Source organism: Sphingomonas faeni (assembly GCF_040407505.1).
Lineage (GTDB): Bacteria > Pseudomonadota > Alphaproteobacteria > Sphingomonadales > Sphingomonadaceae > Sphingomonas > Sphingomonas faeni_E.
Map to the genome: position 1 here is coordinate 128537 of NZ_JAPZPQ010000001.1, position 24379 is coordinate 152915.

General features: G+C 65.8%; 28 protein-coding genes. 20 read left to right on the top strand and 8 right to left on the bottom strand.

Features of this window, described 5'->3' with window-relative positions; translation table 11 throughout:
- Positions 1-5: 5 nt before the first annotated feature.
- The 3 genes from leuC to O6X71_RS00605 all read left to right on the top strand — a co-directional run bounded on the left by leuC (position 6) and on the right by O6X71_RS00605 (position 3130).
- Positions 6-1442 (top strand): 3-isopropylmalate dehydratase large subunit, encoded by a 1437-nt coding sequence (gene leuC, locus O6X71_RS00595; protein WP_435368425.1) that lies wholly within the window; start codon positions 6-8, stop codon positions 1440-1442.
- Positions 1443-1539: 97 nt separating this feature from the next.
- On the top strand, positions 1540-2169 hold the full coding sequence (gene leuD, locus O6X71_RS00600; protein ID WP_353464011.1) for a 3-isopropylmalate dehydratase small subunit: 630 nt from the start codon (positions 1540-1542) through the stop codon (positions 2167-2169).
- A complete protein-coding gene (locus O6X71_RS00605) occupies positions 2132-3130 on the top strand; it encodes an NADPH:quinone oxidoreductase family protein (protein WP_353464013.1) in 999 nt (332 codons plus the stop codon). Before leuD ends, O6X71_RS00605 begins: the two co-directional genes overlap by 38 nt.
- Positions 3131-3152: 22 nt before the next feature.
- On the opposite strand, the gene O6X71_RS00610 is transcribed toward O6X71_RS00605, so the two are convergent.
- Positions 3153-3296, bottom strand: a complete 144-nt coding sequence (locus O6X71_RS00610; protein ID WP_353464015.1) for a hypothetical protein — start codon at positions 3294-3296, stop codon at positions 3153-3155.
- Positions 3297-3457: 161 nt separating this feature from the next.
- Here O6X71_RS00610 and O6X71_RS00615 point away from each other — a divergent pair, with 161 nt between their 5' ends.
- The 6 genes from O6X71_RS00615 (at position 3458) to nadA (ending at position 7175) form a co-directional block, all read left to right on the top strand.
- Positions 3458-3781, top strand: coding sequence for a DUF1476 domain-containing protein (locus O6X71_RS00615; protein WP_056489104.1), 324 nt, complete (start codon positions 3458-3460; stop codon positions 3779-3781).
- Between the two features lies 1 nt (position 3782).
- Positions 3783-4013: a BolA/IbaG family iron-sulfur metabolism protein gene (locus O6X71_RS00620; RefSeq protein ID WP_056489106.1), complete on the top strand. Its 231-nt coding sequence runs from the start codon at positions 3783-3785 to the stop codon at positions 4011-4013.
- Between the two features lie 11 nt (positions 4014-4024).
- The gene (gene grxD, locus O6X71_RS00625) at positions 4025-4348 is read left to right on the top strand and encodes a Grx4 family monothiol glutaredoxin (protein ID WP_056057434.1); all 324 of its coding nucleotides are present in this window, start codon (positions 4025-4027) and stop codon (positions 4346-4348) included.
- A gap of 249 nt (positions 4349-4597) precedes the next feature.
- Positions 4598-5455, top strand: coding sequence for an MBL fold metallo-hydrolase (locus O6X71_RS00630; RefSeq protein WP_353464018.1), 858 nt, complete (start codon positions 4598-4600; stop codon positions 5453-5455).
- Positions 5437-6162, top strand: coding sequence for a DUF4230 domain-containing protein (locus O6X71_RS00635; RefSeq protein ID WP_353464020.1), 726 nt, complete (start codon positions 5437-5439; stop codon positions 6160-6162). The genes O6X71_RS00630 and O6X71_RS00635 overlap by 19 nt, the downstream gene beginning before the upstream one ends.
- A 29-nt stretch (positions 6163-6191) precedes the next feature.
- Positions 6192-7175 (top strand): quinolinate synthase NadA, encoded by a 984-nt coding sequence (gene nadA / locus O6X71_RS00640; protein WP_353464022.1) that lies wholly within the window; start codon positions 6192-6194, stop codon positions 7173-7175.
- An 85-nt stretch (positions 7176-7260) separates the two neighbouring features.
- Here the strand turns inward: nadA and O6X71_RS00645 are convergent, their stop codons facing one another.
- Entirely contained in the window at positions 7261-7413 is a 153-nt protein-coding gene (locus O6X71_RS00645; RefSeq protein ID WP_167397683.1) for a hypothetical protein, read from the bottom strand.
- Between the two features lie 166 nt (positions 7414-7579).
- Between O6X71_RS00645 and nadC the strand changes: the two genes are divergently transcribed.
- The 3 genes from nadC to O6X71_RS00660 are packed head-to-tail and all read left to right on the top strand — an operon-like array spanning position 7580 to position 9652.
- Positions 7580-8431, top strand: coding sequence for a carboxylating nicotinate-nucleotide diphosphorylase (nadC, locus tag O6X71_RS00650; RefSeq protein ID WP_353464023.1), 852 nt, complete (start codon positions 7580-7582; stop codon positions 8429-8431).
- Between the two features lie 52 nt (positions 8432-8483).
- Positions 8484-8942 carry a hypothetical protein gene (locus tag O6X71_RS00655; protein WP_107953712.1) on the top strand — a complete coding sequence of 153 codons (459 nt, stop codon included), beginning with the start codon at positions 8484-8486 and terminating at the stop codon, positions 8940-8942.
- Positions 8939-9652, top strand: coding sequence for a ribonuclease T2 family protein (locus O6X71_RS00660; RefSeq protein ID WP_353464025.1), 714 nt, complete (start codon positions 8939-8941; stop codon positions 9650-9652). Before O6X71_RS00655 ends, O6X71_RS00660 begins: the two co-directional genes overlap by 4 nt.
- 200 nt (positions 9653-9852) lie before the next feature.
- On the opposite strand, the gene O6X71_RS00665 is transcribed toward O6X71_RS00660, so the two are convergent.
- Complete coding sequence (locus O6X71_RS00665) at positions 9853-10092, bottom strand: hypothetical protein (RefSeq protein WP_353464027.1); 240 nt, start codon at positions 10090-10092, stop codon at positions 9853-9855.
- A 90-nt stretch (positions 10093-10182) separates the two neighbouring features.
- On the opposite strand from O6X71_RS00665, the gene O6X71_RS00670 reads away from it, so the two are divergent.
- The 3 genes from O6X71_RS00670 (at position 10183) to O6X71_RS00680 (ending at position 17371) form a co-directional block, all read left to right on the top strand.
- Positions 10183-12177 carry an autotransporter assembly complex protein TamA gene (locus O6X71_RS00670; RefSeq protein WP_435368426.1) on the top strand — a complete coding sequence of 665 codons (1995 nt, stop codon included), beginning with the start codon at positions 10183-10185 and terminating at the stop codon, positions 12175-12177.
- A 74-nt stretch (positions 12178-12251) separates the two neighbouring features.
- Positions 12252-16331: a translocation/assembly module TamB domain-containing protein gene (locus O6X71_RS00675; RefSeq protein ID WP_353465028.1), complete on the top strand. Its 4080-nt coding sequence runs from the start codon at positions 12252-12254 to the stop codon at positions 16329-16331.
- A gap of 38 nt (positions 16332-16369) precedes the next feature.
- The gene (locus O6X71_RS00680) at positions 16370-17371 is read left to right on the top strand and encodes a glycoside hydrolase family 3 N-terminal domain-containing protein (RefSeq protein WP_353464029.1); all 1002 of its coding nucleotides are present in this window, start codon (positions 16370-16372) and stop codon (positions 17369-17371) included.
- Positions 17372-17717: 346 nt separating this feature from the next.
- On the opposite strand, the gene map is transcribed toward O6X71_RS00680, so the two are convergent.
- Both map and O6X71_RS00690 read right to left on the bottom strand, forming a co-directional pair.
- The gene (map, locus tag O6X71_RS00685) at positions 17718-18491 is read right to left on the bottom strand and encodes a type I methionyl aminopeptidase (protein ID WP_353464030.1); all 774 of its coding nucleotides are present in this window, start codon (positions 18489-18491) and stop codon (positions 17718-17720) included.
- Between the two features lies 1 nt (position 18492).
- Positions 18493-18699 carry a ParD-like family protein gene (locus O6X71_RS00690; protein ID WP_353464031.1) on the bottom strand — a complete coding sequence of 69 codons (207 nt, stop codon included), beginning with the start codon at positions 18697-18699 and terminating at the stop codon, positions 18493-18495.
- Positions 18700-18805: 106 nt separating this feature from the next.
- Here O6X71_RS00690 and O6X71_RS00695 point away from each other — a divergent pair, with 106 nt between their 5' ends.
- From O6X71_RS00695 to tatC, 5 genes are read left to right on the top strand one after another with little or no spacing between them, the layout of a single operon-like run.
- Positions 18806-19528, top strand: a complete 723-nt coding sequence (locus O6X71_RS00695) for a segregation and condensation protein A (RefSeq protein ID WP_353464032.1) — start codon at positions 18806-18808, stop codon at positions 19526-19528.
- Complete coding sequence (gene scpB / locus O6X71_RS00700; RefSeq protein WP_353464033.1) at positions 19525-20127, top strand: SMC-Scp complex subunit ScpB; 603 nt, start codon at positions 19525-19527, stop codon at positions 20125-20127. Before O6X71_RS00695 ends, scpB begins: the two co-directional genes overlap by 4 nt.
- Before the next feature lie 35 nt (positions 20128-20162).
- On the top strand, positions 20163-20408 hold the full coding sequence (locus O6X71_RS00705) for a Sec-independent protein translocase subunit TatA (RefSeq protein ID WP_056055794.1): 246 nt from the start codon (positions 20163-20165) through the stop codon (positions 20406-20408).
- A 38-nt stretch (positions 20409-20446) separates the two neighbouring features.
- The gene (tatB, locus tag O6X71_RS00710; RefSeq protein ID WP_353464034.1) at positions 20447-20971 is read left to right on the top strand and encodes a Sec-independent protein translocase protein TatB; all 525 of its coding nucleotides are present in this window, start codon (positions 20447-20449) and stop codon (positions 20969-20971) included.
- Positions 20972-21014: 43 nt separating this feature from the next.
- The gene (gene tatC / locus O6X71_RS00715) at positions 21015-21797 is read left to right on the top strand and encodes a twin-arginine translocase subunit TatC (protein ID WP_353464035.1); all 783 of its coding nucleotides are present in this window, start codon (positions 21015-21017) and stop codon (positions 21795-21797) included.
- A gap of 96 nt (positions 21798-21893) precedes the next feature.
- On the opposite strand, the gene O6X71_RS00720 is transcribed toward tatC, so the two are convergent.
- The 3 genes from O6X71_RS00720 to O6X71_RS00730 all read right to left on the bottom strand — a co-directional run bounded on the left by O6X71_RS00720 (position 21894) and on the right by O6X71_RS00730 (position 24048).
- A complete protein-coding gene (locus tag O6X71_RS00720; RefSeq protein ID WP_056055798.1) occupies positions 21894-22028 on the bottom strand; it encodes an entericidin A/B family lipoprotein in 135 nt (44 codons plus the stop codon).
- 302 nt (positions 22029-22330) lie between these two features.
- The gene (locus tag O6X71_RS00725) at positions 22331-23872 is read right to left on the bottom strand and encodes a sensor histidine kinase (protein WP_353464036.1); all 1542 of its coding nucleotides are present in this window, start codon (positions 23870-23872) and stop codon (positions 22331-22333) included.
- An 86-nt stretch (positions 23873-23958) separates the two neighbouring features.
- Positions 23959-24048, bottom strand: coding sequence for a NepR family anti-sigma factor (locus tag O6X71_RS00730; protein WP_162236688.1), 90 nt, complete (start codon positions 24046-24048; stop codon positions 23959-23961).
- Positions 24049-24379 lie beyond the last annotated feature (331 nt).

A 24379-nucleotide genomic window follows, 5' to 3' on the forward strand; every position in this document is an offset into this window, starting at 1 on the left:
CCATCATGGCCACTCCGCAAACGCTGTACGAAAAGATCTGGGCGGCGCATGTCGTCGAACGCCGCGACGACGGCACCTGCCTGATCTATATCGACCGCCACCTCGTCCACGAAGTCACCAGCCCGCAAGCGTTCGAAGGCCTCCGCGTGGCAGGCCGCAAAGTCCGCCGCCCCGACCTGACGCTCGCCGTCCCCGATCACAATTTGCCGACCACCGCGCGCAAAGATGCCGCTGGGCGCGTCCTGCCGATCGCGGATCCGGAAAGCGCGCAGCAGCTCGACGCACTCCGCCGCAACACGTCCGAGTTCGGTATCGACTATATCGACGCGACGGCGATCGAGCAGGGCATTGTCCACGTCGTCGGCCCCGAACAGGGCTTCACGCTTCCGGGCACCACGCTCGTCTGCGGCGACAGCCACACGTCGGCGCACGGCGCACTCGGTGCGCTCGCGTTCGGGATTGGCACCAGCGAAGTCGAGCACGTCCTCGCCACGCAGACATTGCTGCTGTCGCAGGCCAAGACGATGGAAGTCCGCGTCGACGGCGAACTCGGTTTTGGCGTCAGCCCGAAGGACGTCATCCTCGCGATCATCGGCAAGATCGGCGCGGCGGGCGGCACCGGCCACGTCATCGAATTCACCGGCAGCGTGATCCGCAACATGTCGATCGAAGGTCGCCTGACGATCGCCAACATGTCGATCGAGGCGGGCGCGCGCGCCGGCCTGATCGCGCCCGACGACACCACCTTCGCCTATCTCAAGGGCCGCCCGATGGCTCCGACCGGTGAGAACTGGGATCGCGCCGTCGCGTGGTGGCGCAGCCTCGCAACCGATCCCGGCGCCAAATACGACAAATCCGTCACGCTCGATGCCGCGGATATCGCCCCCGGCCTCACCTGGGGCACCAGCCCCGAGGACGTCGTGCCGATCACCGGAGTCGTCCCCGAACCGTCGAGCTTCGCCGATCCCGCCAAGCAGGCCGCCGCGCAGAAGTCGCTCGATTACATGGGCCTCACCGCCGGCACCGCGATGCGCGACGTGCCGATCCAGCACGTCTTCATCGGCAGCTGCACCAACAGCCGCATCGAGGACCTGCGCGCCGCCGCGGCGATCGCCGCCGGTCGCCATGTCGCGACCGGTGTGCGCGCGCTCGTCGTCCCCGGCTCGGGCCTCGTCAAGCGCCAGGCCGAAGCTGAAGGGCTCGACCGAATCTTCATCGCCGCGGGTTTCGAATGGCGCGAACCGGGCTGTTCGATGTGCCTCGCGATGAACCCGGATAAAGTCCCTGCGGGGGAGCGTTGCGCTTCCACGTCGAACCGTAATTTCGTCGGCAGACAGGGTCCCGGAGCGCGCACGCATCTGGTATCACCCGCGATGGCGGCAGCGGCGGCGGTGACCGGTAAGCTGAGCGACGTCAGAGAGTTGATGGGGGAAATAGCGTGAAGAAGGTTTTCGTATTGCTGGCGGCTGGCGCAATGATCAGCGGCGTCGCGGCCTATGTCGCATCGGCGCGTGTTGTTCCGGAGCGCACGGAACAGCGATGACTCCCGTCACGGCCGTCTCGGGCCGCGCCTACCCCTGGGGCGCGAAGAACATCGACACCGACGTCATCATCCCGGCGCACTGGCTGAAGACGATCACGCGCACCGGCCTCGGCCGTGGCGCGTTCGAAACGGTCCGCGCGCAACCCGGCAACATCTTCGACGACCCGCGCTACGCCGGGTCGCCGATCCTCATTGCCGGCGATAATTTCGGCTGCGGCTCCAGCCGCGAGCATGCCGCGTGGGCGCTCGCCGACATGGGCATTACCGCGGTGATCGCGCCGAGCTTCTCCGACATCTTCTCGGGCAACGCGTTCAAGAATGGCATCGTCCCCGTTGTGCTGCCCCAGGAGGCGATCGACCGCCTGTTGGAAGTCGCGCAGGACCAGATCGTCACCGTCGATCTCGAGACGATGACCGTCACCACCCCGTTCCAGGACCGCTTCACCTTCGAACTCGACGCATTCCGCCGCCAGTGCCTCATGGAAGGGCTGGACGAAGTCGGCCTGACGCTGGCAAGGGATACCCAGATTTCGAAATTCGAGGAGGCGGTCGCATCGAATCGCCCCTGGACGACGGTGGAGAGCGGGTATGCGAGCATTGGTGTCGAAGGCAGTCGGCGGACCTGAAACTCTGGAAATGGTCGAGCTGCCCGATCTGGTAGCCGGCCCCGGCCAGGTCGTGGTCGCGGTCAAGGCCTGCGCGATCAACTTCCCCGACGTCCTGATCATCGAGGACAAATACCAGTTCAAGCCACAGCGCCCGTTCGCACCGGGCGGCGAGATCGCCGGCACGATCGATGCGATCGGCGAAGGCGTCACTGGTTGGGAAATCGGCGACCGCGTCATCGCGATGCTCGGCCACGGTGGTCTGTGCGAGAAGGTCATCGCCGACCCCGCCAAGCTCTACCGCCTCCCAGAAGGCCGCAGCTTCGCCGAGGGCGCCTCGCTGATCCTCACCTACGGCACGACGATCCACGCGCTGCTCGACCGCGGTCATATCAAGGCTGGGCAGACGCTGCTCGTGCTCGGCGCGGCTGGCGGGGTAGGGCTCGCCGCGATCGAACTTGGCAAGGCGTTTGGCGCGAAGGTCGTCGCGGCGGTCTCGTCCGAGGAAAAGGCCGCCGCCGCCAAGTCCGCCGGTGCCGACGAAACGCTAATCTACGCCCGCGCCCCGTTCGACAAGGACCAGTCGAAGGCTCTTGCGGAACAGTTCAAGGCCGCGGTCGGTCGTGACGGCGCGCACGTGATCTACGATCCGGTCGGCGGCGACTATGCCGAGCCTGCGCTGCGGTCGATCGCCTGGGAGGGCAAGTATCTCGTCGTCGGTTTCCCCGCCGGCATTCCAAGATTGCCTCTCAACCTGACGCTGCTCAAAAGCTGCGACGTGTGCGGCGTGTTCTGGGGGGCGTTTGCGGCGCGTGATCCCAAGGCGAACCAGGCGCATATCGAAACGCTGTTCGATCTGTGGGAAGCGGGAAGGATCGCGCCGCGCGTGACCGAGACATTTGCGTTCGAATACGGCGGCAAGGCCATCGCGAAGATGGCGGCTCGCGGTGCTATCGGGAAACTCGTCGTAGAGGTCGGCTGAGCGCAGCCACCTCTAAAGGGGGTCAGATTAGTTTGTAAGCGACGGCGGCGATCGCGCCCCACATCGCCACCGACGCGAAAATGCCATAGGCAAGCCCGTGTACGACCGGCGGCGTCGCGCGCGTCTTGGTCAGTGGACCGGATGGCAGTTGGGATAGCGTCGACATATCACTCTCCTATCCGTGCACTGTGTCACGTGATCGACTTATATATCGTTACAACCAGGCCATAGTTCCAGTAGTTTTTGTACGTTTCCGTCGATTGTTGCGCGGGGGCTCCGTGCGACCTATCTCGGGGCCCACGACGAGACTGAACGGGGACCCGCGATATGACCACTTTCGACGACCGCGAACGCGCCAGCGAGGCGAATTTCGCGCGCGAGGAAGAGATGGCCTTCCGGATAACGGCGCGTCGCAATCGCCTGCTCGGAGGCTGGGCGGCGCAGGAAATGCAGCTGACCCCTGAAGAGACGGACGCCTATGCGACCGCGCTCGTGCATGCCGACATGGAAGGCGGCGGCGACGATGATGTTGTGCGGAAACTGGTCGGCGACCTGACCGCAGCGGGGCTCGACCATGACGAGGCCACGGTCCGACGCGCGCTCGCGCAGCAGATGATCGAGGCACGTCGCCAATTGCTGGAGTCGCATTGATATGCCGATGGCTGCCAACGATATCGAAGCGATGATCAAGGACGCGATCCCCGATGCCCAGGTCGAGATTACCGATCTCGCGGGTGACGGTGATCATTATGCTGCCAAGGTCACCGCCGCCAGCTTTGCCGGGATGAGCCGGGTAAAGCAGCACCAGGCCGTCTATGCCGCGCTCGGCGGTCGGATGGGCGGCGTCCTGCACGCACTACAGCTTACGACCGCAATCTCCTGAGGACCGAAGACATGACCGACGATTCCAACGCCCGCATCGACGCCCTGGTAAAAGCCAGCCCGGTAGTCCTGTTCATGAAGGGCAGCCCGCTGTTCCCGCAGTGCGGCTTTTCCAGCCGTGCGATTGCGATCCTCAACCATCTCGAGGTCGAGTTCGAGAGCGTCGACGTGTTGCAGGATCAGGGCATCCGGCAGGGTATCAAGAGCTATTCCGACTGGCCGACCATCCCGCAGCTTTACGTCGATGGCGAATTCGTCGGCGGCTCGGACATCATGATGGAAATGTATGAGAGCGGCGAGCTGGCGCAGTTGTTCGAGACGCAGAAGGCCAACTGATCAAGGCACCGGGTGGGTGGATCGACGCGAGACCGGAAGGGAAAGCGGTCGATCCACCCTGTGAACGCGGGGGCGTTCGGTGACGGGGCAACATCTGCACGGCCTGTGCCAGAACCGCCGGCTCGCTGTTTTGTTGACGTTCGATAGTTAACACAGGTTTGGCCTGGCATAGGCCTGTAAAAGTTTCCGACAGCTCTCCGAGACTAACGAGGTCTTGCCATCGCCGCGTCGAGCCGCCATTTCGCGTTCATGGCTGAGCATCCGACCGGTATCCCGATCCAGCTCGAGCCGCTCGTCGTTCGCGTGCTCGCGCCCAACGCCTCTCCCTACACCTATACGGGTACGCAGACGCACATCGTCGGCACGAGCGATCTTGCCGTGATCGATCCAGGCCCCGACGATCCTGCGCACATCGATGCGCTGGTGCGGGCGATCGATGGGCGCCCGGTCAAGGCGATCGTCGTCACGCATCATCACCGCGATCACAGCCCTGCCACGCGTCCGCTCCAGTCGCTCACCGGCGCCCCGATCGTCGGCGCCGCACCGTTCGACCTCGCCGACGCGGGCGCGCGAGCAGACGCGTCGTTCGATGCCGCCTACGCACCCGACCGCGTTCTTTCCGAGGGGGATACCGTCACCGGCACAGGCTGGACGCTGGAGGCGATCGCGACGCCCGGCCATACCTCGAACCATCTCGCCTTCGCGCTACCCGAGACGAAGGCGTTGTTTTCCGGCGATCATGTCATGGGCTGGTCGACGACGATCGTCTCGCCGCCAGACGGCAATATGACCGCGTACATGGCCAGCCTCGAAAAGCTGATGGGGCGTGACGACCGGGTCTATTACCCCGGTCACGGCGAGGCGATCGACAAGCCGCAGCGGCTCGTCCGCGGCATGCTCGGCCACCGCAAGCAACGCGAGGGGCAGATACTTCGCCTGCTTCGCGAAGGCGCATTGTCGATCCCGGCGATGGTTGAGCGGATGTATGTCGGTCTCGGCCCGCAACTCGTGCCCGCCGCTGCACGATCGGTGCTGGCACACCTGTACGACCTGCAAACCCGCGGACTGGTTATCGAGGAAGGCGAGACATGGCGAACGACAGCGTGACCGAACCCGTACGCAAGAGCGGCGTGGCCCCGTTCCTGGCTAAGGCCGTCGGAATCGTCTTGATCCTCGTCCTCGCAGGGCTGCTCGTGCTTTGGGGGGTGCAGCGCTACGTCAGCGACCGGCTCACGCCCGATCCGACGACGATCGCCAGCGCTAGCCTGGAAGGACTGCGCGAGCAGAACCGGCTCTCGGCGTTCGCCGCGCGCTACGTCGCGGTCGTCACCTCGAAACAGTCGCAGCTCGGCTTCACGACCGAGAAGACGCTGATCATGCCCGGCATGGTCCGGTACGAAGTCGACATGGCCAAGCTGACCCAGTCGGACGTAGCGTGGGATGGCACTTCGAAGACGCTGTCCGTGCGCCTTCCCGCAGTCGAGGCCGACGGTCCCCAAATCGATCTCAACGCTATACGCGAATACGGTTCAGGCGGCCCGTTGACCGTTTTCACCGATGCCGAAAAGCGTCTCGACGCCGCCAACCGCCGTGCCGGCCAGATCGAGCTGATCCGCCAGGCGCGCGAGCCCGCGATGATCAAGCTCGCGCGCGACGCCACCCGTCGTGCGGTCGAACGCAGTTTCGCGATGCCGCTGCGGGCTGCCGGAATCGACGCGACCGTCGCGGTGCGCTTCGCCGACGAGCCGACCGCGAATACCGAACGCTGGGACACCTCGCGCTCGCTGCAGGACGTGCTAGGGAATCGTCGCTAGAAGACGGGCGCTAAACTCGGGATACGACCATGGAATTGAAGCAGAACTTCGCCGGCATCGACATACGCGCCGAGATCGAGCGCCTCCGCAAGGAGAAGAACGCCGTCATCCTCGCGCATTATTATCAGAAGCCCGAATTGCAGGATCTGGCCGATTTCGTCGGCGACAGTCTCGACCTGTCGCGCAAGGCGGCTGCGACGGACGCCGACGTGATTGCGTTCTGCGGCGTGCGCTTCATGGCCGAGACCGCCAAGATCCTGTCGCCCGACAAGATCGTCGTGCTTCCCGACATGGACGCCGGGTGCAGCCTGGAGGACAGCTGCCCGCCCGAGCAGTTCGCCGCCTTCCGCGCGAAGCACCCCGATCACATCGCGCTGACCTACATCAACTGCTCGACCGAGGTGAAGGCGCTCTCCGACATCATCGTCACCTCGTCGTCGGCGGATGCGATTTTGGCGCAGATCCCGCCCGAGCAGAAGATCATCTTCGGCCCCGACCGCAATCTCGGCGGTTACCTCGCGCGGAAGACCGGCCGCGACATGCTGCTCTGGCCGGGCGTCTGCATCGTCCACGAGGCGTTCAGCGAGACCGAGCTGATGAAGCTGAAGGCGCAGCACCCCGGCGCGCCCGTAGTCGCGCATCCCGAATGCCCGCCGATCATCCTCGACCACGCGGATTACGTCGGCTCGACGCGCGGCATTCTCGATTACGCGCTCGCGATGCCTGGCGACACGCTGATCGTCGCGACCGAGCCGCACATCATCCACCAGATGGAAAAGGCGCTCCCGAACAAGCGCTTCATCGGCGCGCCGGGTGCGGACGGCAACTGCAACTGCAACATCTGTCCGTACATGGCGCTCAACACATTGGAAAAGCTGTACGTCGCGCTGCGCGATCTGTCGCCGCGGATCGAGATCGAAGAGGGGCTTCGGCTCCAGGCGAGGAAGAGCCTCGACCGCATGCTGTCGATGGCATCGAATACCGTGGGGAAGGGTGATCTTGGGCCGAAGTGACGGTCCGTTTCGGTTGGTCGTCGATCGGGCTGGATGATGCCAGCCCGACGCGGTCAGATCACGAAGCGTTCAGATCAGGGGGCGCTCAGAGCGCCGGGACGTCGGCACCGCTCAACTGGGCGAGTGCCTGGTCGATATGGATGGCAGCCAGCGGCAGCTGTAGCGTGTCGGCCAGCGTAAGAGCTTCGTCCAGCAGGGCATGCAGGCGTGCGGTATCGGCCATCGTGGTGGTGGGCATAAGAATATCCTCGGTAGTGATCGGCAAACCCTCGACGTCTCGAATGGTTCCTATACCGGAAAAATAATTCGATGAGTCGAATGAACCGTGAAGTCACTGTTCCGACCGTCTCTTTTTTGGCACCGCGCGCCGAGCATATTTTCGACGAACAATTCGGAGACGACAGGTGAAGACAGCATTGCCCGAGTCGTTCGATATCGGCGCCTTCGTCGCGGTGACGCTGGCCGAGGATCTCGGCACGATCGGCGACATAACGTCGGCCGCAGTGATCCCCGCGAACGCGCGGTTCACCGGCGTCATGGACAGCCGCGATCCGATCGTCGTCGCTGGCCTCGATCTTGCCGAAGCGTTCTTCCGTGCGCTGGACCCGGACGTGCGGATCGAACGCCTCGTCCGCGATGGGCACCAGGTGACGGCCGGCACCGAACTCATGCGGCTGGAAGGGGCAGGGCGCGCGATGCTGACGGCGGAGCGGTCCGCGCTCAACACCGTCCAGCATCTGTCGGGCATCGCCACGATGACGCGGGCATATGTCGACGCGATCGAGGGGACGGGCGCGATCCTGCTCGACACGCGCAAGACGATCCCCGGCCTGCGCGTGCTGGAGAAATACGCGACCCGGATGGGCGGCGCGCAGAACCACCGCATGGGTCTGTGGGATGCGGCGATGATCAAGGACAATCATGTCGCGGTTGCCGGCGGTGTTGCCGAGGCGGTTCGTCGCGCAAAGGCCGCGGGAATCGCGCAGATCATCGTCGAGGTCGACCGCATCGACCAGATCGAGCCCGCGCTGGAGGCTGGCGCGACACACCTGCTGCTCGACAACATGCCGCCGGCGATGTTGCGCGAAGCGGTCGCGCTCGTCGCCGGTCGTGTCCCGACCGAGGCATCGGGCGGCGTCAATCTCGACACCATCCGCGCGATCGCCGAGTCGGGCGTGACCTATGTGTCGGTCGGCCGCTTGACGCAGTCGGCGCCCGCAGCAGATATAGGGCTGGACTTCGCGACCGTCGAATAGCTCCGCCAGATCCGGCGCGGGCCTTCTGCTGGCCAGGTCAGGGAGTAGGACCATGATCAGGCCGGTTGCCATCGTTCGCTACGAGCGCCTCTATTGGGCGGCGTTCATACTGGATACGGTCGTTGCAGCGATGACCTGGACGCAGCGCGAGGCGATCGTCACCGCCTATCCGGTACTCGCCAAGGCGACGTGGATACTGCCGACGTTCCAGGCGATCGGGATCGCGGTGACGGTGCTGCTCTGGTACTTCACCGCGCGCGCGCCGAGCGTCGTCGCGAAATGGGTGGTCGTGATCCTCGCCGCCTTGTCGACCTGGGCCGCCGTCCAGGCGCTCGCGACGCTCGCGACGGGTAGTGCGATTGTCGGTACGGCATCGATCCTCTCGCTCATCGCAGAAGCACTCTACGTCGCCGCCGCCGTCCACCTTTTCCGGCCCGGCAGCAAAGCCTGGTTCGGTGAGGACGACGACGCCGATTTCGACACGGATACCGACAGAGGGAACGTCGCATGATCTCCAGGCTGACCCTCGCCGCCGTCGCGATCGCGTTGCCGAGCGTCGCGCAGGCGCAGGCTTATCAATGCTCGACTCCCGCGTCGGTCGAGCGCGTCCGCCCGGACCTGCCGACGGAAAGCCAGCCGAAGCGCGACATTCCGATCGGCAGCTACACGCTCGCGATCACCTGGGCGCCGCAATACTGCCGCGAGAATGGCGATCGCGCCGGGTCGACCTTCCAGTGCGGCGCGGACAACCGGTTCGGCTTTACGCTGCACGGCCTGTGGCCGGACGGGGTCGGCAAGGACTGGCCGCAATATTGTCATGACGCCGAGTTCGTGCCGCCGCCGGTTATCCGCGCGCACCTCTGCACGACGCCGTCCGCGCAGCTGCTCCAGCACGAATGGGCGAAGCACGGTACCTGCATGCCCGGCTATCGTCCCGCCAGGTATTTCAACGAGTCGGCCGGGCTGTACGGCAAGCTCCGCTATCCGGACATGGACGCGTTGTCGCGTGCGCCACTAACCGCAGGGCAGTTTGCCACGGCGATGGCGGGGGCAAATCCTGGCTTGAAGGCAGATATGATGCGCGTCACCGCCACCAAGCAGGGCTGGCTCGACGAGGTCTGGATCTGTCTGGACCGCCGCTTTCGGTATCGTCGTTGCCCGGTGCATCAGGGGGGACTGAACCCGAGCGCACCGCTGCAGATCTGGCGCGGGCGTCGGTAGTCGGTAGTCTTCCCGGAGGATTTGAAATTTTTTCCGTTCGTGCTGAGTAGCGACCGAGTAACTCCGTCAGGAGCGTATCGAGGGCGCGTATCGAAGCATGGGTCTCACGCGCCAACTGTCCTTCGATACGCCGTCTCGATACGCTCCGTTGGAGCTACTCGATGGCTACTCGGGACGAACGGAAATGAGGCGCGATGCCCCTACCGCCGGTCCCTCAACCAAACCAGCACCGCCGCCAGCACGCCGACCCCAGTCCCGACCAGAAACCCCGGCGTAGCCTCGCCAATAGCAAAGCCGACCCCAGCACCGCCCAGCATGCCCAGCGCGACGAGGAACCCGCCCGCAGCGCTCGGGTCCTTGTGGGGGGGGAGGGTGTCGCGGGAAGTCGGATCGGCCATCGCCATGTCCTGCCACGCGCAGCCATGGGATGCCAGCCACACGCCACATCTGATCTGCCGCCCGGACGAAACGTGGCGGAAATACGGCGTTAGATACTGTTCCGCAACGACAAGCCCGGCTAGGAGCCGGACATGGTGTTCCGCGTCGGGCGAGCCGGGCCGGCCGCCGCCTTTTTCGTTCTGACGACAGCGGGTGCCCTACCTTGCGCGGGCATACGTGCCGCAGGAGCACAAACCGCGTCAGTGCCGACGCAGGCTCCGGCCAGCCCGACCGCCGACACGCCGATGTCGCTCGACCCCAATTCACCGCTTGCTCCGCTGCCAGACATCGGCGTCGCCTGGCCCGATCTCGCGACGTCGCCGATGGACCCGGCCGCCACGGTCGCCGCGGTCGATGCCAACGCGGAGAGCCGCTACGCCTGGCGGATCGACGGCATAGACGGGATCAACGACGCGCTGCTCCGCCAACGGTTCGCCGCACTGTCCACGCTCGACGCGAACGACCACCAGGCTGCCAACGCCGCGCAACTCGATCGCCGCGCGCGCGAAGATGCCGATCTGCTCAACAGCCTGCTCCGCGCGGAGGGCTATTACGACTCCAACGTCGTCACCCGCGTCGAGCCGGGCGCAAAGCCAATGGTCGTGCTTTCGGCCACCCCCGGTACGCTCTACACATTCAAGGGCGTGACGATCGACGGCATCGCCGCGGCAGGCGACAAGGCACCGGGGCTGACGACTGCGTTCGGCGTGAAGCCCGAGGACCCGGTCAATTCCGATGCGATCGTCGCGGGGCAAGCCAAGCTGACGACGCAGATCGGCCGCGAAGGCTTTCCGTTCGCCAAGGTCGGCGATCCGGCGATCGTCGTGGACCATGCCACGCGCACCGCGACGCTCGACCTGTCCGTCCAACCAGGCGGCGCGCGCAAGTTCGGACAGGTCGTCGCGCTACCCGGCAATCGCGTGTTCGGCGCGGACCATGTCGCGGAGATCGCACGCTTCTCGCCCGGCGATCTGTACGATGCCGCCAAACTCGACGACCTCCGCCGCGCGCTGATCCAGACTAGCCTCGTCTCCGCCGTCGACTTGAAACCGGTGCAAGGCGCCACCCCCGATACCGTCGATATCGCCGTAAAACTCGATCGCGCGCCCCCGCATACCGTCGCGGGCGAACTCGGCTACGGCACGGGCGAAGGCGCGCGCGCGGAACTCAGCTGGACGCACCGTAACCTGTTCCCACCCGAAGGCGCACTGACGCTGCGCGGGGTTCTGGGAACGCAGGAACAGCTCGGCTCGGTCGTCTTCCGCCGCAACAACTTCAAGGCGCGAGACCGGGTGCTGACGCTCCAGGCGTCCGCAGCGCATACCAATCGCGACGCGTACGACGCGAAGACCTATTCGCTCGCGGGTACGCTGGAGCGCCAGACCAACATCTTCTTCCAGAAGACCTGGACATGGTCCGTCGGTGCCGAACTGCTCGCGTCGGACGAGCAGGATGTAATCCTCTCGACCGGCGCTCCACGGCGCCGCACCTTCTTCATCGGCGCGCTGCCGACCAGCCTCAATTACGACGGCTCGGACGATCTGCTCAACCCGACCAAGGGCTTCCGCCTCGGCGGCCGGATCAGCCCCGAAGTGTCGTTGCAGGGCTCGGTATTCGGCTATGCGCGCACCCAGTTCGACGGCAGCGTGTACCAACCATTCGGGGATCGCGTTGTTCTCGCCGCGCGCACCCGGCTCGGCACAATCGTCGGCGCCCCGCGCGATCAGGTCGCGCCATCACGCCGCTTCTACGCCGGCGGCGGCGCGTCGGTACGCGGCTACGGCTATCAGTCGATCGGCCCGCGCGATCCCAACAATGACCCGATCGGCGGCCGCAGCCTGACCGAATTCTCGATTGAGGCGCGCGTCCGCGTGCTTGGCAGCTTCGGGATCGTGCCGTTCCTAGACGCGGGCAATATCTACACCTCGCCGCTGCCGATGTTCACCGGGCTACAATACGGCACCGGGATCGGCGTGCGCTATTACTCGAACTTCGGCCCGATCCGCCTCGACGTCGGCACCCCGATCAACCCGCAGCCCGGCGACAGCCGCATCGCCGTCTACGTCTCACTGGGGCAGGCATTTTGACCGAAGAGGTCACTGTTCCGGAGCGCCGCCCAAGGCGCCCGATCGCCTGGTGGCGCTGGATCGTCAGCGCGGCGATGGCGCTGCTCGCGATCGTCGGTGCGGCGTTGCTGATCGTCGACACCGACATCGGCCACCGTTTCGTCGCGGACCGGATCGCGGCGATCAAGACTGCGAACGGCCTGCGCTTCACGGTCGGGCGGATCGATGGGTCTCTGTACGGCGACACCCGGCTGACCGATCTCCGCGTGTACGATTTGGAGGGGCTGGTCTTCCAGGCGCCAAACGTCACGCTCGACTGGTCGCCGTTCGACTGGTTCTCGAACCGCCTGGAGATACGCCGCCTGATCGTCGATCGCGCGATCCTGACGCACACGCCGCGCACCAGACCGTCCAGGACGCGTGGCCCGATCCTGCCTGATTTCGATATCCATATCGGCAAGCTCTCGGTCGGTCGACTGACGCTGGCCAAGCGCGTGCTCGGGACCGAGCGGATCGGGACGCTCGAAGGCCGCGCCGACATCCGCTCCGGCCGCGCACTGGTCGACCTCAAGGCCCGCGTCGCCGGCAGCGATGACCTGAAACTACGGATCGATGCCGAGCCCGCGCGCGATCGCTTCGACCTCGACGTTGCCGCAAAGGGGGCCGCGGGCGGTGTGCTCGCGCGGATGGTCAAGGCGAAGGGGCCGGTCGCGCTCGCGGTCACCGGCGACGGCAGCTGGGCGAAGTGGAACGGCCGCGCGAACGGCATCGTCGGCACGACGCGCGTCGTCGATCTCGCGCTCGCGCAGGTCGCCGGGCGCTACACGCTGTCGGGCACGCTTTCGCCGTCGTCGCTGCTGAAGGGCCGGCTGCAAAAGTTGACCGCGCCGCGCATCCTCGTCAACGGCAGCGCCGGGTTCGCCAACCGCCGCCTCGACGGTCAGCTCTCGCTGCGCACGCCCGCGCTGGCGATCGACACGACCGGCATCATCGATCTCGGCGCCAACGCCTACCGCGACGTCCGGATCAAGGCGCGGCTGCTGCGGCCGCCCGCATTGTTCGACAACATGACCGGCAACATGGTCGAGCTCCGCGCGATCCTCGACGGCCCGTTCGCGACCGCGGCGTTTGACTATCGTCTCGACGCCAGCCGTTTCGCGTTCGACCAGACCGGGTTCGAGAACGCCCACGCCGCCGGCAAGGGCCGCCTGTCCACCGCGCCGGTAACCGTGCCGATCCGCTTCACCGCAGCGCGCGTAACCGGGGTCGGCACCGTCGCGGGCGGGATCCTGCGGAACCTGTCGGTCGACGGACTGCTCCGTGTGACGCCGACGCTGCTCACCGGCGACGCGCTCAAGCTCCGCTCGGACAAGCTCACCGGCAGCATCAATCTCGCGGTCGACCTCCGCAACGGCCAGTTCGAGGTCGGCATCAACGGCGGGCTCGGCCGCTATCTGATCCCCGGCCTCGGCATCGTCGATGTGAAGTCCACGCTGCGCGTCGTCCCCGGCCCGAATCGCAAGGGCACGCGCGTGATCGGCCAGGGCAGCGCGCAGATGGTGCGGCTCGACAACGCGTTCTTCCGCAGCCTCGCAGGCGGGTTGCCGCGGATCACCACCAACCTCGAACGCACCACCGACGGCGTGCTGCACTTCACCAACCTCGTGCTGACCGCGCCGCAGATCCGGCTGACCGGCAACGGCTATCGTCGGCGCGACGGTACCTTCCATTTCGAGGGCGGCGGACGCCAGCAGACTTACGGCCCGGTGACGCTGAAACTCGACGGCCAGATCGAGAAGCCGACGCTCGACCTCGTCTTCGCCAGCCCCAATGCGGCGCTCGGCCTGTCGAACGTCCGCGCGCATCTCGATCCGACGCCGCAGGGGTTTGGCTTTACCGCGGCGGGCGGATCGCGGCTCGGACCGTTCACCACCAACGGCGCGATCCTGTTGCCGCCCGGCGCCGATGCGACGATCGCCATCGCCGCGCTGAACGTTGCCGGCACCAAGGCGAGCGGCAACATTGCAGTCGTCGATGGCGGCTTCAACGGCGCGCTCGCGGTTGCCGGCGGCGGTATTTCTGGTGAACTCCTGTTCCGCCCGGTCGGGCAGATCCAGCGCGTCGAAGGGCATCTCGCCGCCAAGGCCGCGACGCTCGACACCGTCGCGCTCCGCCAGGGCAAGCTCGATTTCGTCACGTTGCTCGACCCCGCCGGCACCTCGATCGAGGCGACCGCGACCGGCCTGGGCCTGCGTCGCGGCACAGTCAGTCTCGCGCGGTTCAACGGTTCCGCGTCGCTGCGTGGCGGCGTCGGCACGATCAAGGCATCGATCGCCGGCTCCCGCGGTCGCGCGTTCGATATCCAGAGCGTCACGCAGGTCACCGCCACGAGCTACGCGATCGCCGCGCAAGGCACGCTCGACGGTCGCCCGCTGAAACTGCTCACCCCCGCGGTCCTGACCCAGGCAGAAGACGGCTGGCACCTCGCACCGACCAAGCTCAGCTTCTCGGGCGGCGAGGCCCAGGTCGGCGGCCGCTTCACTGCCGCCAGCACCGCGATCGATGCCAGCCTGACGCGCATGCCGCTCGCGATCCTCGACATCGCCTATCCTGGGCTCGGTCTCAGTGGCAGCGCCTCGGGAAGCTTCACGATCGCGACCGCCAATGGTGCAGCCCCGACCGGCAAGGCGAACGTGACGATCCGCGGGCTCAGCCGCGCCGGCCTCGTCCTCTCGTCGCGCCCGATCGACGTCGGCGTCGCGGCGGTGCTCTCCCCCGACAAGCTCGGCCTGCGTGCAGTGATCGCGTCCGCCGGCAAGACCATCGGCCGCGCCCAGGCCCAGCTCGCGCCGCTGGGGCAGGGGGACTTGGCCTCGCGGATCAGCAACGCGCGTCTGTTCGGACAACTCCGCTACAGCGGCCCGGCGGACACGCTCTGGCGCCTCACCGGGGTCGAGCTGTTCGACCTGTCAGGCCCGGTCGCGATCGGCGCGGACGTCGTCGGCACGCTCGCCAACCCGACCCTGCGCGGCGTCGTCCAGGCGAACGGCGCGCGGATCGAAAGCGCGACGACCGGCACCGTCCTCACCAACGTACAGGCGACCGGTCGCTTCGGCGGATCGCGGCTCGTGATCGACCGGTTCGGCGCGGACGCGGGCAAGGGCGGGCGCGTCACCGGCACCGGCCAGTTCGAATTCGCCGCCGCCGCCGGGATCGGCCTCGACCTCGCTCTGCAAGCCGACAGGGCGGTGATGATCAACCGCGACGATATCGCCGCGACGGTCTCCGGCCCGCTGACGTTCAAGTCGAACGGCTCGGGCGGCACGATCGCCGGCGACGTCGTCCTCGACAAGAGCCGCTACCGCCTCGGCCAGGCCACCGCTGCCAGCGCCGTCCCCCAACTCAACATCCGCGAAATCAACCTCCCCGACGGCGGCGAGGAAATCGCGACCCCGACCAAGCCCTGGACGCTGGCGATCAAGGCGCGCGCGCCGAACCAGGTGATGGTCAGCGGGCTCGGTCTCACCAGCGAATGGTCCGCCAACCTGCAGATCGCCGGCCAGCCCGAAAACCCGGCGATCACCGGCCGCGCAACGCTGATCCGCGGCGACTACGAATTTGCCGGGCGGCAGTTCGAGTTGGCACGCGGCGTGATCCGTTTCGACGGGCAGGTGCCCGCGAACCCTGCTCTGGATATCGAGGCGAATGCGGACTCGACGGGCCTCAGCGCGTCGATCCGCGTCACCGGCTACGCGCTGAAGCCGGAGATCGGTTTCACCAGCACGCCCGCGCTGCCCGAGGATGAACTCCTCTCGCGGCTGTTGTTCGGCACCTCGATCACCAATCTGTCCGCGCCCGAGGCTCTCCAGTTGGCCGCGGCGGTCGCGGCATTGCAGGGCGGCGGCAGCGGTCTCAACCCGATAAACGCGGTGCGCCGCGCCGCCGGTCTCGATCGCCTCCGCATCCTTCCCGCGGACCCTCAGACCGGGCAGGGCACCTCGATCGCGGCGGGCAAATACGTCACCCGGCGCCTCTACGCAGAGATCGTCACCGACGGTCAGGGCTATTCCGCCACGCAGGTCGAGTTCCAGGTCACCCGCTGGCTGTCGCTGCTGTCGAGCATCTCCACGCTTGGTCGCCAGAGCGCCAACGTCCGCGTGTCGAAGGATTATTGAAGGATGATCCTTCCGCGGTGCTGGGATAAAGACGAAACATGAAGCCCGTCATCTTCGGCCTGTCCGGCCCCGTCCTCACCCCTGCCGAACGTGCATTCTTCGCCGAGTGCGAGCCCGCCGGCTACATCCTGTTCAAGCGCAACATCGTCGATCGCCACCAAGTCCGTGCGCTGACGGACTCGCTCCGCGCGCTGGCCGGACGCCAAGACCTGGCGATCCTGATCGACCAGGAGGGCGGCCGCGTCGCGCGGATGGGCCCGCCCGAATGGCCCGCATTCCCGGCAGGTCCGGTGTTCGACGCGGCCTATGAACGCGCGCCGATGACCGCGATACAGGCGGCACGCGCCAACGCGCAGGCGCTCGGCGTGATGCTCAGCGAGGTCGGGATCACCGTCGACTGCCTGCCGCTGCTCGACGTGTCGCAGCCCGACACTACGGAAGCCGTCGCCTCGCGCACGTTCGGCGCCGACCCAATGCGCGTCGCGGCGCTCGGCCGCGCGACGCTCGAAGGGCTGGCGGAAGGCGGCGTGGTCGGTGTCGTCAAGCACATGCCCGGCCACGGCCGCGCGAAGGTCGACACGCACCACCACCTCCCGACCGTCACCGCGACCGACGGCGACCTCGAGGTCGACATCGAACCCTTCCGCACGCTCAACCAGGCGCCGATGGGCATGACCTCGCACATCGTCTTCGACGCCTGGGACGCCGATCGCCCCGCGACGCTGTCGCCGATCGTGATCGACGAGATCATTCGCGGGCGGATCGGCTTCGACGGCCTGCTGATGACCGACGACATCGACATGAAGGCGCTGTCCGGCACCGCCGGCGACAAGGCGGCGGGCGCGATCGCGGCTGGGTGCGACCTGGTGCTAGATTGCTGGGCGCGGATGGACGAGATGGTCGAGATCGCCGGGCGGCTGGGGGAGATCTCTGAGGCGTCGCGCGGGAGGCTCGATCGGGCGATGAAGTCGGTCGGCGCGGCCAAGGGTGATTTCGCGGAACTGATCGCTACGCGAGACGCGCTGTTGGCGCGCGCCTAGGCCTGTTTGGTACACGTAGCGCGCGTCTTTTCTCGCACCTCCCCGGAGAAGGCCGGGGTCCAATTGGAGAGGTCGCAGTAACGGGGCGCGATCCCCAGTTACCACCGTCCCCCAATTGGGCCCCGGCCTCCGCCGGGGTGGTATTGATGGAGTGGATACTTCCTTCCGTTCGTCCTGAGTAGCGGCTGAGCTTGGCGAAGCGGCGTATCGAAGGACAGGTTGGCACGCGGAACCTGTGCTTCGATACGCGCCTTCGATACGGCTCTGACGAGCCTACTCAGGCACTACTCAGCACGAACGGAATGGATTGAACGGTTGCGACCGCCCCAACCACGCTCACCCCAAATCACCCCAACCCCCGAACCCGCTCATCCCCGCGCAACGTCAGCACCTCGACCCCGCCGCGCGTCACCGCCACCGTATGCTCGAACTGCGCCGAAAGCTTGCCGTCGTCGGTGACCACCGTCCACCCGTCATCCTCGGTCGACACCTTGCGCGTCCCCTGGTTGATCATCGGCTCGATCGTGAAGACCATCCCCTCGCGCAGCGTCATGCCCGTCCCGGCGCGTCCGAAATTGAGCACCTGCGGCTCTTCGTGCATCTCGCGACCGATGCCGTGCCCGCAATAGTCGCGCACCACCGCATAGCCGTGTTTCTTCGCGTGCCGCTCGATCGCGAAGCCGATATCGCCGAGATGCGCGCCAGCCCGGACCTGCCGGATACCCTGCCACATCGCCTCCTGCGCGACCCGCACGAGGCGCTTCGCAGCGGACGGAACGGTGCCCACCATGTACGTCTTGCTCGAATCGGCGATGAAGCCGTTCTTCTCCAGCGTGATGTCCAGATTGACGATGTCACCGTCTCGGATGACATCGCGCGGGTTCGGCACGCCATGGCAGACGACGTGGTTGATCGAGCTGTTGAGAACAAACTCGAAACCATATTGCCCCTTGCTCGCGGGGCGGGCGGCGAGGTCGTCGGTGATGTAGCGGTCGACCATGTCGTTGACCTGCAACGTCGACAGCCCCGCCAGATCCTGCTCGTCGAGCATCTCGAACACCGACGCCAGCAACGCGCCCGACTCGCGCATCAGCGCCAGTTCGGCCGCCGTCTTCACCATCTCAGGCAACCGCTTTGTCGCCAACGCGCACCGACGCCGCGGCGAGTTGCGCAGTGACGATATCGTTGAACGACAGCGTCGGGTTGGCCTCGGCGAGCATGCCGATCTTCATCCAGAACTCCGCCTGCGCATTGATCGACCGGCACAGCACCTGGCTCGCCCGCCGTGCATCCTCGTGCAGCGCGTCGTCGATCTTCACGATACCCATTCAAGCCTCACATTCACTTTGACGATATGAGACGTGTACGGTTCGTATGGTCCATCGTCAAACGTGGAGGGTGGATGCCCGGCGGCGCGCGCTGTAGCGTCCGGCGATGGACGATGCGCAACTGACCCTGGATCTCGACGGATGGGAGGGGCCGCTCGATCTGCTGCTGTCGCTCGCGCGGGGGCAGAAGGTCGATCTGCGGAAAATCTCGATCCTCGCGCTGGTCGAGCAGTATCTGGCGTACGTCGACTCCGCGCGCGCGCTGAAGCTTGAACTCGCCGCCGACTATCTCGTGATGGCAGCATGGCTCGCCTATCTGAAATCGGCGCTGCTCCTGCCCCGCGACCCACTCGCCGAGCCCGATCCGGAAGAGCTCGCGCTGCGGCTCCAACTGAGGCTCGAACGGCTGAGTGCGATGCGCGAGGCCGGCGCGCGGCTGATGGCGCGCGACCGGACCGGGCGAGACGTGTTCCTGCGCGGCGCACCAGAGGGGCTGCGTACGGTGCGCAAGGCCACATGGCAGGCCGAGATCTTCGATCTGATCGCCGCATACGGCCGCATTTCCGCGCGGACGCGGCCGGTGATGCACGTTGTCGCCGACCGCGAAGTGATGACGCTAGAGGCGGCGCTCGAGCGCGTGTCGATGCTGGTCGGCGAGCGGATCGACTGGAGCGTGATCGAAAGCTTCCTCCCCGAAGCGGGCGAGCGTCTCCGGCGGTCGGCGCTCGCGTCGAGCTTCGTCGCAGCGCTCGAACTCGCACGGCAGGGCAAAATCGAACTGCGCCAGGCGTCACCCTTCGCGCCGTTGTATCTGAGAGCCCGCGCGTGACCCCACCCGACGACTTCACGCGCGCCGTCGAGGCAGTGCTGTTCGCGGCCGAGACTCCGCTGACGCTCGACGCGATTCGAGCGCATGTCGGCAACGGTGACGTCCGTTCGGCACTCGACCAACTGACCGCCGACTATGCCGGCCGCGGCATCGCGATCGTTCGACGCGGCGAGCGCTGGCAGTTCCAGACCGCGCCGGACATGGCGCACATGCTCCGCCGCGACCGCGAGGAACCGCGCAAGCTTAGTCGCCCTGGGATCGAGACGCTGGCGATCATCGCCTATCACGAGCCCGTGACCCGCGCGGAAATCGAGGCGATTCGCGGCGTGCAGATCTCGAAGGGGACGCTCGACGTCCTGATGGAAGCGGGCTGGGTGAAGCCGGCCGGACGACGCGAAGTACCGGGACGCCCGCTGATGTTTGCGACGTCCCCAGCGTTCCTCGTCCATTTCGGCCTCCAGAGCCGCCGCGACCTGCCCGGAATCGACGATCTGCGTGCGGCGGGGCTGCTCGATCCGGTCGATCTCGCCTTCGATCGCCTCGAAGATGGCGAAGATAACAGCGGGGATGGCGAGGTGGCTGGCAAAGCGGCGGGATGAGGCTTAGATAGGGTTCAGTTTCCAGGAGAATTGCCATGGGCGGTTTTAGCCCGATTCACTTGCTCGTTCTCGCGGTCGTCGCGATCCTCCTTCTCGGCGGCGGCCGATTCTCGAACCTGATGGGCGACGTCGCCAAGGGCGTGAAGAACTTCAAGAAGGGCATGTCCGAGAACGACGACGAGACGCCGGCCAAGCCATCGGCACGGATCGAAGCGCAGAAGACGGCCGATCCTGCGTTCGATCGCGACGGCAATCGCGTCCGCGACGACCGTCCTGCCTGAAGCCGGCAGAGTTGACGACCCTAGATAGGCGCGGCTGAATGTTCGATATCGCGCCCTCCGAGTTTCTGCTCGTGGCCTTCGTCGCGCTCGTCGTGATCGGTCCGAAGGACCTGCCCAAGGCGATGCGCGTGGTCGGCTACTGGGTCGGCAAGGCGCGCGGCGTCGCGCGGCAGTTCCGCTCGGGCTTCGATTCGATGGTTCGCGAGGCCGAACTCGAAGAAATGGAAAAGCGCTGGGCGTCGGAAAACGAACGCATCATGCGCGAGCATCCGCAGACGGGCACGGACTCGACGGCCGATACCAATCAGGTCGTGCATTCGCCGGAGACGGAGGAGCACCGTCGCGATTATCGGTCCGTCGATCATACCGACGAGCCGGTGATGGTCGAGAAGCCCGTGGTGGCTGCCGCGTCAGAGCATGCTTCGCCGGTACCAGCCGAGCAGGAGCATAAGCCATTGGCGGATCGCGGTCCGGACCTGTTCGACGGGCCGCTGGATACGCCGCCCGCGACCGCGCCCCATTCCGACGACAAGACCGGCAAGTCCGACGTGGCGTCATCGTGAACGCAGCGGCCGTGACTAACCTCCATAACGCCGAAAGCCAGATATGAGCGAGATCGACGAAAGCCGGGCACCGTTGCTCGACCATCTGATCGAGCTGCGGCGGCGGTTGCTCTATTGCATCGCCGCGCTGATCGTGACGTTCGCGGTAGCGATGTATTTCGCCGAGAACATCTTCGGCTTCCTCGTTCACCCGCTGCTCGCGGCGGGTCAGAACAAGGTGATCTATACCGAGATCTTCGAGGCGTTCTTCGTCCAGATCAAGGTGGCGTTCTTCGCCGCGATGATGCTGTCGTTCCCGGTGATCGCGAACCAGGTGTGGCAGTTCGTCGCGCCCGGCCTCTACAAGAAGGAACGCGGCGCGCTGCTGCCGTTCATCCTCGCCACGCCTGTCCTGTTCCTGACGGGCGCCGCGATGGCCTATTACGTCGCGATCCCTATGGCGCTGCACTTCCTGCTCGGCTTCGATGGGATGGTCGGCGGCATTCACCGCGAGGCGCTGCCGGCGATCGGCAACTACCTGTCGTTCACGATGCAGTTTCTATTCGGCTTCGGTATCTCGTTCCTGTTGCCCGTCCTGTTGATGCTGCTGGAGCGGGCAGGGATCGTCACGCGCAAGCAACTGATCGGCGCGCGGCGCTATGCGATCGTCGCGGCGTTCGCGATTGCCGCCGTGCTGACGCCGCCGGATATCGGTTCGCAGCTGCTGCTCGCGATCCCGCTGGTGATCCTCTACGAACTCGCACTGATCGGGATCTGGTTCACCGAGCGTAGCCGGGCGAAGGCCAAAGCGGTCGAGGGCGACTCCACTGACATCGTCGAGAGCTGACGCCGAGCCGAAGCTTACTACCCGTCAGAGCACATACGAAAACGGGGTCTGGTGCATGCGCACCGGGCCCCGTTTCGTTATCATAAGCGCAAAGGCTTACTTGGCGTTGTCCGCGGTCTTCGCGACGGTCTTGCCCGCCGAGGCCACGTCCTTGCCTGCGCCCTCGACCGTGTTGCATGCCGACACCATCAAAGCGCTGGCTACAATCGCCAGTCCAACCAACTTACGCATGATACTTCCTCCTAGAAGGGCTTGAATGCCACGGGAGGGGGAATGTTCGGGGGCGCCATTCGTTCCGCCGCTGGAACCAACGCACGGCAGGAAAAGGCAATTTTCGGAATAAAGGCCCGGCAACATCACCAGGGGGGGGAGGGTGTGCTACCGGGCCTGTGTTCTGGATAGCGAGAGCGGGGGGGCATAAAGTCGCTATCCGAAGTGTAGAACGGCAACGGCGATAGTCGGTTCCCGCTTTTCTTCGAATCTATTCAATTAAATGGATCGTTTGATTTCGATCAGACGATTTGGAGGCGGACTTAGTCGCGTCCCGTAATGGCGAAGGCGATCTCGTACGCGCCGACCAGTGGATCGTGGTGCAGAGGCGACCGCAACTGGCGCGACAGGCCTTCCATGACGCGACCATAGCGCGACAGGGCCTCTCGGAACGCATCGCTCTCGACCAGCGCACGCGAAACGACGCGGACGACCGCCCGGTCGGGCTTGTCGGCAAGCTTGTCGGCCGGCTTCACCACGATCCTGATCTGCGCCGCAGGGTCGCAGCTCATCGCCAGTTCGATCGTCTCCGTCACCAGGAACGCCAGCGCGACCGCGACGTCCTGGTTGACCAGATACGGATCGATATCGAGCGTGATGCCCAGGCCGTGCGAGCGATCCGACGCGGTCGCGCGGATGTTGGCGGAAAGCTCGCCGATCATCGTTCGCAGGTTCAACCCACGGTTTTCCTCGAGCTCGGCAAAGTGGTTGCGGTGAACCACGGCCAGCGCATCGACGCGGCGCTGGATCGACGAATAGGCGGCGGTGGCGTCAGGGCTGGGTGCGCTGCGGGCGTGAAAGTTGATCAGGCTGGAGATGACCTGAAGATTGTTCTTCACGCGGTGGTGCACTTCGCGCGTCAGTTTGGTCTGGCGCACCAGTCCTTCCGCAAGACCGGCCTCGTGAAGCGCAACCGTCCGGCTGATCGACTGGAAGGTTTCCCCCAGTTCGCGGATTTCCTGTGCGGGCAGCGTGTGGACGGTGCCGAAGTCGAGTTCCTCGCCAGGCGTGAAGGCGGCGACCGCACCGCGCAGGCGGCGGAGCGGGCGGATCAGAAGCCGGTCGACCACGAACCACGCTATGCTCGCTGCGGCGATCCACATCAGCAGCGGCAACAGCATCGCCACGATCAGCGACGACGTCACCGGTGCGCTGCGAATGCTCGTCCGCAACGCCAGCCCAGCGACGCCCAGTTCGGTCCGCATAGTCTCCATGCGATCGAGCGGGCGCTCGTCGGCGATCGTTTCGAGGTGAAGCGCGTCTTCGTCCAGCACGATCGCGCTGCTGAATGCGGACGCGCGCGTCGAGGGACGCCCGGTCTTCTCCAGGAAGGCACGTGGGAAGAAGGCGCGGGCGGACGTGTCGCCGCTGGGTCCGGAAATAGCGAGGATCAGCCCATTGTCCGGGACGATCGCTGCGGCAACGGGCATGTTGTCCTGCCGCACGGTCACCGGGTTGGGCAGCGGAACGCCGCACAGGACATGGCCGGCGCGGTCGGTGATGATGAAGCGGGTCCCGGCAGAGGATTGTTGCGCAAACACGCCCTGAGCACGTGCGCAACTCGGCGCATCGGCAGGATCGGTCCCGAGCGCGTTTACCGCAACCCGAAGCGCGGTCATGTCGCCGACGAGCTCGATCGCGATGGCGCGGGCACTTTCGTCCGCCGTCACGCGCAGCCGAGCACGCGCCTCTGCATCGGCCAACCGCGTCGTCTGCAGCGTGGCAAACACCGCGATCAAAGCCAGCGGCAGAAGAGCCGCACTGATAATCAGGAAAAGTTTGGCGCCGGTGGGTAAACTGCCCATCGCGGACAGCAGACGGCGTTTATTTGGCGGCGCTGGCTCCGGGGAGATCGTATCTGGAGCGGTCGCTATGGGCTCGCGGCCCACCGTCAGTCCAGCTTGCCGAGGAGTTCGAGAAGGTCGTCCGGGATCGTCTCGTCCACGGTCTTCTGATACACCGAACGCAGCGCCGAACCCATTTGTTGGTCCTTATCAGGGACCTTGGCGGGCTTCGTTGCAGGCACTGTCTTCTCCGTGTCGTGGCCCAAACTCAAAACTTCCCCCTGCACGACGCAAACCAATATGTGATGACGAGCAAAACTGCGCCCATGGGCACCGGACTACATACTCGCGAAAGATGTTCGTGAAACCAAATAGCATCTGGATGGTTCCACACCCGAGCGAAAAATACGCATCTCCGCTCGATCGCCGCCGAGAACTGGCGTCGATAGCGTGGACACGGGGCATTTTCGACCGACACCATTGCAATGACGCGAGCCACCCGACACATGAGGGGCCGCGTAGGATCAG

Coding starts and splice junctions, on each gene's coding strand:
- leuC (WP_435368425.1), top strand. CDS start 6: ATGGCCACTCCGCAAACGCTGTACGAAAAGATCTGGGCGGCGCATGTC.
- leuD (WP_353464011.1), top strand. CDS start 1,540: ATGACTCCCGTCACGGCCGTCTCGGGCCGCGCCTACCCCTGGGGCGCG.
- O6X71_RS00605 (WP_353464013.1), top strand. CDS start 2,132: ATGCGAGCATTGGTGTCGAAGGCAGTCGGCGGACCTGAAACTCTGGAA.
- O6X71_RS00610 (WP_353464015.1), bottom strand. CDS start 3,296: ATGTCGACGCTATCCCAACTGCCATCCGGTCCACTGACCAAGACGCGC.
- O6X71_RS00615 (WP_056489104.1), top strand. CDS start 3,458: ATGACCACTTTCGACGACCGCGAACGCGCCAGCGAGGCGAATTTCGCG.
- O6X71_RS00620 (WP_056489106.1), top strand. CDS start 3,783: ATGCCGATGGCTGCCAACGATATCGAAGCGATGATCAAGGACGCGATC.
- grxD (WP_056057434.1), top strand. CDS start 4,025: ATGACCGACGATTCCAACGCCCGCATCGACGCCCTGGTAAAAGCCAGC.
- O6X71_RS00630 (WP_353464018.1), top strand. CDS start 4,598: ATGGCTGAGCATCCGACCGGTATCCCGATCCAGCTCGAGCCGCTCGTC.
- O6X71_RS00635 (WP_353464020.1), top strand. CDS start 5,437: ATGGCGAACGACAGCGTGACCGAACCCGTACGCAAGAGCGGCGTGGCC.
- nadA (WP_353464022.1), top strand. CDS start 6,192: ATGGAATTGAAGCAGAACTTCGCCGGCATCGACATACGCGCCGAGATC.
- O6X71_RS00645 (WP_167397683.1), bottom strand. CDS start 7,413: ATGCCCACCACCACGATGGCCGATACCGCACGCCTGCATGCCCTGCTG.
- O6X71_RS00655 (WP_107953712.1), top strand. CDS start 8,484: ATGATCAGGCCGGTTGCCATCGTTCGCTACGAGCGCCTCTATTGGGCG.
- O6X71_RS00660 (WP_353464025.1), top strand. CDS start 8,939: ATGATCTCCAGGCTGACCCTCGCCGCCGTCGCGATCGCGTTGCCGAGC.
- O6X71_RS00670 (WP_435368426.1), top strand. CDS start 10,183: ATGGTGTTCCGCGTCGGGCGAGCCGGGCCGGCCGCCGCCTTTTTCGTT.
- O6X71_RS00675 (WP_353465028.1), top strand. CDS start 12,252: ATGGCGCTGCTCGCGATCGTCGGTGCGGCGTTGCTGATCGTCGACACC.
- O6X71_RS00680 (WP_353464029.1), top strand. CDS start 16,370: ATGAAGCCCGTCATCTTCGGCCTGTCCGGCCCCGTCCTCACCCCTGCC.
- map (WP_353464030.1), bottom strand. CDS start 18,491: ATGGTGAAGACGGCGGCCGAACTGGCGCTGATGCGCGAGTCGGGCGCG.
- O6X71_RS00690 (WP_353464031.1), bottom strand. CDS start 18,699: ATGGGTATCGTGAAGATCGACGACGCGCTGCACGAGGATGCACGGCGG.
- O6X71_RS00695 (WP_353464032.1), top strand. CDS start 18,806: ATGGACGATGCGCAACTGACCCTGGATCTCGACGGATGGGAGGGGCCG.
- O6X71_RS00705 (WP_056055794.1), top strand. CDS start 20,163: ATGGGCGGTTTTAGCCCGATTCACTTGCTCGTTCTCGCGGTCGTCGCG.
- tatB (WP_353464034.1), top strand. CDS start 20,447: ATGTTCGATATCGCGCCCTCCGAGTTTCTGCTCGTGGCCTTCGTCGCG.
- tatC (WP_353464035.1), top strand. CDS start 21,015: ATGAGCGAGATCGACGAAAGCCGGGCACCGTTGCTCGACCATCTGATC.
- O6X71_RS00720 (WP_056055798.1), bottom strand. CDS start 22,028: ATGCGTAAGTTGGTTGGACTGGCGATTGTAGCCAGCGCTTTGATGGTG.
- O6X71_RS00725 (WP_353464036.1), bottom strand. CDS start 23,872: ATGGGCAGTTTACCCACCGGCGCCAAACTTTTCCTGATTATCAGTGCG.
- O6X71_RS00730 (WP_162236688.1), bottom strand. CDS start 24,048: ATGGGTTCGGCGCTGCGTTCGGTGTATCAGAAGACCGTGGACGAGACG.